The 8378-nt window shown below is 71.5% G+C and carries 10 protein-coding genes; 7 read left to right on the forward strand and 3 right to left on the reverse strand.

From position 1 onward, the window contains the following. From sucB to lipB, 4 genes are all read left to right on the forward strand, one after another. On the forward strand, positions 1-786 hold a 786-nt coding region (sucB, locus tag ETD96_RS35950; RefSeq protein WP_138640935.1), incomplete at its 5' end, for a 2-oxoglutarate dehydrogenase, E2 component, dihydrolipoamide succinyltransferase. A gap of 140 nt (positions 787-926) precedes the next feature. Further along, complete coding sequence (locus ETD96_RS35955) at positions 927-1814, forward strand: TIGR01777 family oxidoreductase (protein WP_138640936.1); 888 nt, start codon at positions 927-929, stop codon at positions 1812-1814. Between the two features lie 85 nt (positions 1815-1899). Then, positions 1900-2637, forward strand: a complete 738-nt coding sequence (locus ETD96_RS35960; RefSeq protein ID WP_138640937.1) for a Type 1 glutamine amidotransferase-like domain-containing protein — start codon at positions 1900-1902, stop codon at positions 2635-2637. Positions 2638-2673: 36 nt separating this feature from the next. After that, positions 2674-3390 (forward strand): lipoyl(octanoyl) transferase LipB, encoded by a 717-nt coding sequence (gene lipB, locus ETD96_RS35965; protein ID WP_240808481.1) that lies wholly within the window; start codon positions 2674-2676, stop codon positions 3388-3390. On the opposite strand, the gene ETD96_RS35970 is transcribed toward lipB, so the two are convergent. Then, the gene (locus ETD96_RS35970; RefSeq protein ID WP_138640938.1) at positions 3372-3872 is read right to left on the reverse strand and encodes a DUF1877 family protein; all 501 of its coding nucleotides are present in this window, start codon (positions 3870-3872) and stop codon (positions 3372-3374) included. The genes lipB and ETD96_RS35970 overlap by 19 nt on opposite strands. A gap of 195 nt (positions 3873-4067) precedes the next feature. Here ETD96_RS35970 and lipA point away from each other — a divergent pair, with 195 nt between their 5' ends. Then, the gene (gene lipA / locus ETD96_RS35975) at positions 4068-4994 is read left to right on the forward strand and encodes a lipoyl synthase (RefSeq protein WP_138640939.1); all 927 of its coding nucleotides are present in this window, start codon (positions 4068-4070) and stop codon (positions 4992-4994) included. Positions 4995-5039: 45 nt separating this feature from the next. After that, complete coding sequence (locus ETD96_RS35980) at positions 5040-5735, forward strand: DUF4191 domain-containing protein (RefSeq protein ID WP_138640940.1); 696 nt, start codon at positions 5040-5042, stop codon at positions 5733-5735. An 87-nt stretch (positions 5736-5822) separates the two neighbouring features. On the opposite strand, the gene ETD96_RS35985 is transcribed toward ETD96_RS35980, so the two are convergent. After that, complete coding sequence (locus ETD96_RS35985) at positions 5823-6305, reverse strand: RDD family protein (protein WP_138640941.1); 483 nt, start codon at positions 6303-6305, stop codon at positions 5823-5825. A gap of 142 nt (positions 6306-6447) precedes the next feature. Here ETD96_RS35985 and glnA point away from each other — a divergent pair, with 142 nt between their 5' ends. Further along, positions 6448-7872, forward strand: a complete 1425-nt coding sequence (gene glnA / locus ETD96_RS35990) for a type I glutamate--ammonia ligase (RefSeq protein WP_138640942.1) — start codon at positions 6448-6450, stop codon at positions 7870-7872. Positions 7873-8182: 310 nt separating this feature from the next. Here glnA and ETD96_RS45305 read toward each other — a convergent pair. Then, positions 8183-8378, reverse strand: a 196-nt coding sequence (locus tag ETD96_RS45305; protein ID WP_171069392.1) for a hypothetical protein, incomplete at its 5' end; no start/stop codon positions are given.

An 8378-nucleotide genomic window follows, 5' to 3' on the forward strand; every position in this document is an offset into this window, starting at 1 on the left:
GCGCCGGCCGGCCGGCACGCCGCGCCCGCCCCCGCGGGCGCCCCGGCCGAGCAGCTCGCGCTGCGCGGCCGCACCGAGAAGATGTCCCGGATGCGGCAGACGATCGCCCGCCGCATGGTCGAGTCGCTGCAGGTGTCGGCGCAGCTCACCACCGTGGTCGAGGTGGACGTCACGCGGATCGCGCGGCTGCGTGAGCAGGCCAAGGCCGACTTCGAGGCCCGCGAGGGCGTCAAGCTGTCGTTCCTGCCGTTCTTCGCGCAGGCGGCGGTCGAGGCGCTCAAGGCGCACCCGAAGCTGAACGCGGTCATCAACAGCGAGACCAACGAGGTCACCTACCACGACGTCGAGAACCTCGGCATCGCGGTGGACGTGCAGGAGCGCGGCCTCATGGTCCCGGTCGTGCACAACGCCGGGCAGCTGAACCTGGGCGGCCTCGCCCAGCGGATCGCCGACCTCGCCGAGCGCACCCGCGCCGGGAACGTCAGCCCGGACGAGCTGGCCGGCGGCACGTTCACGCTGACCAACACCGGCAGCCGCGGCGCGCTGTTCGACACCCCGATCCTCAACCAGCCGCAGGTCGGCATGCTCGGCACCGGCGCCGTGGTGAAGCGCCCCGCCGTCATCGACGACCCGCAGCTCGGCGAGGTCATCGCGGTCCGCTCGATGGTCTACCTGGCGCTGACCTACGACCACCGGCTGATCGACGGCGCGGACGCCGCCCGCTTCCTCGCCACGATCAAGCACCGCCTGGAAGAGGGCAACTTCGACGCCGACCTCGGCCTGTAGCAGCCTGTAACTGAGGGCGTCCTGGTCGCTGGAGCCCCGCCGCGCTTTATGGGCGGCGGGGCTTCGGCGCGTCCGGGGAAACGCGGGACCGGGGTGAGAATCTCACCGTCCGGTGGCATCGTCCGCCTAGTGTGGGGTGCATGAGGGTCACCGTCACGGGCTCGTCGGGCCTCATCGGCTCGGCGCTGGTGCAGTCACTGCGGGAGGACGGCCACGACGTCGTCCGGCTGGTCCGGCGGGAGCCGGCGCGCGACGACGAGGCGCGCTGGTCCCCGGCGGACGGCTGCGTCGAGAAGGACTCCCTGGAGGGCGCGGACGCGGTCGTGCACCTGGCGGGCGCCGGGGTCGGCGACCGGCCGTGGACGAAGGCGTACAAGCGCAAGATCAGGGAGAGCCGGCTGGACGGCACCCGGACGCTCGCCGAGGGGATCGCGGCGGCGAACCCGCGGCCCCGCGTGCTGGTGTGCGGGTCGGCGATCGGCTACTACGGCGACACCGGCGACCGGGAGGTGGACGAGGACTCCCCCGCCGGGCGCGGCTTCCTCGCCGACCTCGTCCGCGACTGGGAGGCGGCGGCCGAGCCGGCGCGGGAGGCGGGCGTCCGGGTCGTGCTGCCGCGCACCGGGGTCGTGCTGGCCCGCGAGGGCGGCATGCTCGGACGGACCCTGCCGCTGTTCCGGCTGGGGCTCGGCGGCACGCTCGGCGACGGCCGCCAGTGGACGAGCTGGATCTCCCTCGCCGACCAGGTCGCGGCGCTGCGGTTCCTGATCGACGAGGAGATCGCGGGGCCGGTCAACCTGACCGCGCCGAACCCGGTGACGAACGCGGCCTACACGCGGGCGCTCGGCCGCGTCCTGCACCGGCCGGCGCGGCTGGCGGTGCCGCGGTTCGCGCTGCGGGCGGCGCTGCTCGGGTTCGCCGACGAGGGTCCGCTGGTCAGCCAGCGGGTGCTGCCCCGGCGGCTCACCGACGCGGGGTTCCGGTTCGCGCACGAGCACGTGGACGAGGCCCTCGCCGCCGTCCTGTGAGTCCCAAGATTCGTCAAAGTCCCGGCCGGCCCCATTCGGTAGTCATACGGTGACATTGGGACAGCCCGGCTCAAGAGGAGAGTGAATGAGCACTGACGGACAGCCGCACATCCTCGCGATCGGCGGCGGCACCTTCGTGCCCGACGGCCGGGACGGGCTCGCGCCCAGCCCGCTGCTGCGCTACGCGTTCGACCTGACCGGGCAGGACCGGCCCCGCGTCTGCGTCGTCACGACCGCGATGGGGGACGCGCCCCAGTACATCGCGCGCTCCTACGCCGCCTTCTCCGCCATGGACGCCGAGGTCAGCCACCTGGCGCTGTTCCCGATGCCGAACGTCGCCGACATGCGGGCGCACCTGCTCACCCAGGACCTCGTCTACGTGGGCGGCGGCAGCGTCGCGAACCTGCTGGCGCTGTGGCGGCTGCACGGGCTCGACGAGATCATGCGGGAGGCGTGGCAGGAGGGCGTCGTGCTGTCCGGGCAGAGCGCGGGCGCGCTGTGCTGGCACGTCGGCGGCAACACCGACTCGTTCGGGCCGCAGCTCGCGCCGATGACCGACGGCCTCGGGCTGCTGCCGTTCTCGTGCGGGGTGCACTACGACAGCGAGCCGCAGCGCCGGCCGCTGCTGCAGCAGCTCGTCGGCGAGGGGACGCTGCCGGGCGGGTACGCGGCCGACGAGTCGGTGGCGCTGCACTACGTCGGCACCGAGTTCGTCCAGGCCGTCTCCTACCGGCGGGACGCGGGCGCCTACCGCGTCGAACCGGACGGGCCGGGCAAGGCGAAGGAGACGCGGCTGGAGCCGCGGCTGCTCGCCGCCCTCTGAGGAGCGGCCGCGCCGCCCGCGGCATAAGCTGGCCGGGTGAGCGATGTGGACGTACGCGAGCTGGTGGTGGTGCACGCGGGGTTCGGCGAGGCGGCCGTCCCCTACGAGGCGGGCTGGGAGCTGCAGAAACGCACCCACGCGCTGCGGGTGGACGACGCCATCCCCGACACCGTGCTGCTGCTGGAGCACCGGCCGGTCTACACGGCGGGCAAGCGGACCGAGGCGCTCGACCGGCCGTTCGGCGACCCCGGCGCACCGGTGATCGACGTCGACCGCGGCGGCAAGATCACCTGGCACGGGCCGGGGCAGCTCACCGGCTACCCGATCGTCCGGCTGCCCGACCCGGTGGACGTCGTCGGCTACGTGCGGCTGCTGGAGCGGATGATGATGGACGTCTGCGCCGAGCTCGGGCTGGCGACGGCGACCGTGGAGGGGCGCAGCGGGCTGTGGGTGCCGGGCGCGCCCGACCGCAAGATCGGCTCGATCGGGATCCGGGTGGCGCGGGGCGTGGCGATGCACGGCTTCATGCTGAACTGCGACAACGACATGGGCTGGTTCGACAAGATCGTCCCCTGCGGGATCCGGGACGTCGGGTCGACCAACCTCAGCCGGGAGCTCGGCCGGGAGGTCACGGTCGCGGAGGTCGTCCCGCTGGTCGAGCGGCACCTCGCCGCGGTGCTCGGCGCGGCGGAGACGTTCCACCGCACCACGGCGCAGCTCGGCGTGTCAGCGGATCAGGCCATGACCTTGTAGACGGCCTGGCCCTCGGCGGCCGCCGCCGCGAAGAACCGCGTCAGCCCCTCGTAGGCGGGCTTGAGCACCTTGTCGCGGGCGGCGCCGTCGAGCCGTCCCGCGTCCTGCACGCCGGCCCTGTTCATCGCGGCCGGGTCGAACCGGCCCGCGACCTTCGCGAACGGCGTCGCGGCCAGATGGTCGGCGGTGGGCTTGACCCGGTCCGGCGCGAGGAAGATCACATCCATGCCGAGCTCGTCGGCGCCGTCCTCGGTGAGCAGCCGGCCGCCGCACACGACGTCCGCCTCGGGCTGCCGCCCGTCCCACGGGTCGCCGGTGACGAGGTAGTGCACCGCCTGCCACGCCCAGCCCAGCTCGAACAGTCCCGGCGCGCCGCGGCGGCGCCAGTCGGGGGCACCGAAGATGTGGCGGGCGACGCGGCCGGGATCCGGCTCCCCCTCCAGCACCGGCGGCACCCTGAGGTACGACATTGCCAGACCCACTGCGGTCCTCCTGCTAACGCTGTTGCGTGACGACAGGGAGTCACCCTAGAGAGATCCACTGTCGACCATGGCCGAAACACGCGAATCGGCTACACGACCGGGGTACTGTCATACGTTCGAGATCGCTCCGATACGCCATCGAGGCCCCGTCGGCCGAGGTGCCGCCACCGGAGATCGGGACGTAGTCTGGGACGCGTGACGACGGTGACACCCGAGGGACGCAAGCTCCTGCGCGTCGAGGCGCGCAACAGCCAGACCCCGATCGAGCGCAAGCCAGAGTGGATCAAGACCCGGCTGAAGATGGGCCCGCAGTACCGCGAGCTCATCGGCCTGGTGAAGTCCGAGGGCCTGCACACGGTGTGCCAGGAGGCCGGCTGTCCCAACATCTTCGAATGCTGGGAGGACCGCGAGGCCACCTTCCTCATCGGCGGCGACCAGTGCACCCGGCGCTGCGACTTCTGCCAGATCGACACCGGCAAGCCGAAGGCCCTCGACCGCGACGAGCCGCGCCGCGTCGCCGAGTCCGTCGCGACGATGGGGCTGAAGTACGCGACCGTCACCGGCGTCGCCCGCGACGACCTGGAGGACGGCGGCGCCTGGCTGTACGCCGAGACCGTCCGGCAGATCCACGCGGCGGTCCCCGGCTGCGGCGTGGAGCTGCTGATCCCCGACTTCAACGCCGTGCCCGAGCAGCTCGCCGAGGTGTTCTCCACCCGGCCGGAGGTGCTGGCGCACAACGTGGAGACCGTCCCGCGGATCTTCAAGCGGATCCGGCCCGGGTTCCGCTACGAGCGGTCCCTGGAGGTCATCACCCGGGCCCGCGAGGACGGCCTCGTCACCAAGTCCAACCTGATCCTCGGCATGGGCGAGACCCGCGAGGAGGTCTCGCAGGCGCTGCGCGACCTGCACGAGGCGGGCTGCGAGCTCATCACGATCACCCAGTACCTGCGGCCGAGCCCCCGCCACCACCCGGTGGAGCGGTGGGTGAAGCCGGAGGAGTTCGTGGAGCTGTCGGCGGAGGCCGAGGAGATCGGGTTCGCGGGCGTCATGTCCGGGCCGCTCGTCCGGTCCAGCTACCGCGCCGGGCGCCTGTACCAGCAGGCGATCGAGGCGCGCGCCTAGCGGGGGTTGTCGGGTCAGGCGACCGACCCGACTATCCTTGTATTCATGTCGAAAAAGCCCACGGACGGGGCCCAGGAGCGTCCGGGCCGCCTCAAGCAGATCCGCATGGTCGCCCAGGTGCTCCGCCAGGCCGACCCGAAGGCGCTGCCGATCGTGTTCGCCTCGGCGATCGGGACCCTGGTCGTCGTCATCGTCATCGGGCTGCTCGCCGGCCAGCTGTGGTTCTTCATCCCGCTGGGCATCCTGGCGGCGCTCGCCGTCGGCATGATCGTCTTCGGCCAGCTGGCGCAGCGCGCGCAGTACAAGGTGATCGCGGGGCAGCCGGGCGCGGCCGCCGCGATCCTGAAGAACATGCGCGGCAACTGGACGGTCACCGAGGCGGTGAGCGGCAACCGCAACCTCGACATGGTGCACCGCGCGGTCGGCCGCCCGGGCGTGATCCTCGTGTCGGAGGGGCCGCGCAACCGCGTCGGCCCGCTGCTCGGCGCCGAGAAGAAGCGCATCTCCCGCGCCGCCCAGCAGGTGCCGATCTACGACGTGCAGGTCGGGGACGACGAGGGCCAGATCACGGTGGACAAGCTGCAGCGCCACCTGATGAAGCTGCCCCGCAACCTCACCAAGGGGCAGGTCGCCGAGCTGAACGACCGGCTCCAGGCACTCCCCCGGTCGATGCAGATGCCGAAGGGGCCCATTCCGAAGGGCGTGAAGATGCCGAAGGGCCCCAAGCCGAAGACGCGGTGAACCGGAAACGCACCGCGCAGGAAAGCGATGAGCGAGAGCGCCCCCGCGGGGGCGCTCTTCTCGTTTCCGGTGCGAAGTCCGCCGAGGCTAGATGTTGACGACGACCGTGTTGCTGGCGCGGTCGTGCAGGCCCCGGTAGTCGCGGTCCCAGAACAGCGCGGGCAGCACCAGCAGGAGGAGCGCCGCCCGGGCCAGGCCGAAGCCGAGCCCGACGGGCCGCCCGTCCAGCCGGACGACGCGGATGCCGGCGAGCCGCTTGCCGATCGTGATGCCGAGGAACGCGGTGAGCACCCACGCCTGCAGCCCGAAGATCGCCAGCGTCCACAGGCTGCGCTCGGCCGGCTCCCAGCCGAACCCGCGCGCCAGCAGGCTCGCGACCAGCATCGACAGGCCCCAGTCGAGGAACAGCGCGATGAGCCGTCGGCCGTAGGAGGCGACGGCGCCGCTGCCCTGCTCCGGCAGCCCGAGCCGCTCCCCGGGCCGGCCGAGGTCGGCGCCCGCCGCGCCCGCGCCGCTCAGCCACGTCTGCGTCCACCGGGGCCCGGCCGCCCGCCCCTTACCACCGCTCATGGCGTCTACGCTATCCCGTCCGCCGAGGCGTTCCGACGGGCCCCGAGTGACGCGTAACACAGCGGAAACATACGAGACACGGCCGGGAAACGGCGCCGACCTAGCTTTTTCAAGAAGCCGAGATGCGCCTTGAGGAGGCCGGATGTTCACCAGCGCCGAAGAGGTACTGAGCTATATCAGGAACGAAGGTGTGCGGTTCGTCGACTGCCGGTTCGTGGACCTGCCCGGCAAGATGCAGCACTTCACGTTCCCGGTGGAGAGCTTCGGCGAGAGCGTCTTCACCGAGGGGCTGATGTTCGACGGCTCGTCCGTCCGCGGCTTCCAGGAGATCCACGAGTCGGACATGCTGCTGCTCCCGGACCCGACGACCGCCGTCGTCGACCCGTTCCGCCAGCACAAGACCCTGAACCTGAACTTCTTCGTGCACGACCCGCTCACCGGCGAGCCGTACAGCCGCGACCCGCGCAACGTGGCGAAGAAGGCGCAGGACTACCTGCGCGGCACCGGCATCGCCGACACCTGCTACTTCGGCCCCGAGGCCGAGTTCTACATCTTCGACGACGTCCGCTTCGAGACGAAGCAGAACGCGGGCTACTACTACCTCGACTCGGTCGAGGGCGCCTGGAACACCGGCCGCGAGGAGCCCGGCGGCAACCTCGGCGCCAAGCCCCCCTACAAGGGCGGCTACTTCCCCGTCCCGCCGATGGACCACTACACCGACCTGCGCTCGGAGATGGTGGCGCAGCTCCTCGACGTCGGCATCCACGTCGAGATGCAGCACCACGAGGTCGGCACCGCCGGCCAGGCCGAGATCGACTTCCGCTTCGACACGCTGCTGAAGACCGCCGACCAGCTCCAGCTCTACAAGTACATCGTCAAGAACGTCGCGCGCGCCGCCGGCAAGACCGTCACGTTCATGCCGAAGCCGATCTTCGGTGACAACGGCTCCGGGATGCACTGCCACCAGTCCCTCTGGAAGGACGGCGCGCCGCTGTTCTACGACGAGGTCGGCTACGCGGGCCTGTCCGACAACGCCCGCTACTACATCGGCGGCCTGCTGAAGCACGCCCCGTCCCTGCTGGCGTTCACGAACCCGACGGTGAACAGCTACCACCGGCTCGTCCCCGGCTACGAGGCCCCGGTCAACCTGGTCTACTCCCAGCGCAACCGGTCGGCCTGCATCCGCATCCCGATCACCGGCTCGAACCCGAAGGCCAAGCGGGTCGAGTTCCGCGTCCCGGACCCGTCCTGCAACCCGTACCTGGCCTTCTCCGCCATGCTCATGGCGGGCCTGGACGGCATCCGCAACAAGATCGAGCCGGCGGAGCCGGTCGACAAGGACCTCTACGAGCTCCCGCCCGAGGAGGCCCGCGCGATCCCGCAGGTCCCGGGCTCGCTCCCCGAGGTCCTCGCGGCCCTGGCCGACGACCACGACTACCTGCTGGAGGGCGGCGTCTTCACCCCGGACCTCATCGAGACCTGGATCACGATGAAGAACGAGTTCGAGATCGACCCGATCCGCCTCCGCCCCCACCCCCACGAGTTCGAGCTCTACTACGACATCTAGGCCGACCGGCGCTGCACGCGGCCTGGAGGACGCCCCGCGCCCTCCAGGCCGCAGCCATATGCCGCCAACAGCACCTCCAATTCCCATCGAGCCTGGCCGGGATCGTGGCAAGGAGCCAGGGGGTCGCCCGTGGAGGCGATGAACCACGGCACGCCGCCCACGCCCGGCTTCACCCAGACGCTCTCCCCCACTTCAGGGAGCGCGGACGAGAACACTCGCAGGAGTGGCGGCGAGTCCTCGTAGCGCTGTGCCGTGTTCCAGCCCGCACCTATGAGGGCCTCGCCAAGGCGGTCGAGGTGGTCGGCGGGGTTCACTCGGCCCGCCAGATGATGCTGCCGGTGGCCTCGTCCCGCCAGGCTTCGCCGACCGTGCGGAGGTCGATGTAGGCCGTGGTGCCGTCGGGGGCGAGGGCGACGTGCCGCACCCTTCCGGCGCGGCTCTCCAGGTCGCGCAGGCCCTCGTGGACGTGCCGGATCGCCACATTGCGGTCGTCGGTCACCCCGGCC

The sequence above is a fragment of the Actinomadura geliboluensis genome, assembly GCF_005889745.1.
Taxonomy (GTDB): Bacteria; Actinomycetota; Actinomycetes; order Streptosporangiales; family Streptosporangiaceae; genus Spirillospora; species Spirillospora geliboluensis.

Bases quoted from the DNA above. Each gene is read 5' to 3' on its own strand.
- ETD96_RS35985 (WP_138640941.1), bottom strand. From the start codon at position 6,305: ATGAGCGGTGGTAAGGGGCGGGCGGCCGGGCCCCGGTGGACGCAGACG.
- ETD96_RS35955 (WP_138640936.1), top strand. From the start codon at position 927: ATGAGGGTCACCGTCACGGGCTCGTCGGGCCTCATCGGCTCGGCGCTG.
- glnA (WP_138640942.1), top strand. From the start codon at position 6,448: ATGTTCACCAGCGCCGAAGAGGTACTGAGCTATATCAGGAACGAAGGT.
- ETD96_RS35960 (WP_138640937.1), top strand. From the start codon at position 1,900: ATGAGCACTGACGGACAGCCGCACATCCTCGCGATCGGCGGCGGCACC.
- ETD96_RS35980 (WP_138640940.1), top strand. From the start codon at position 5,040: ATGTCGAAAAAGCCCACGGACGGGGCCCAGGAGCGTCCGGGCCGCCTC.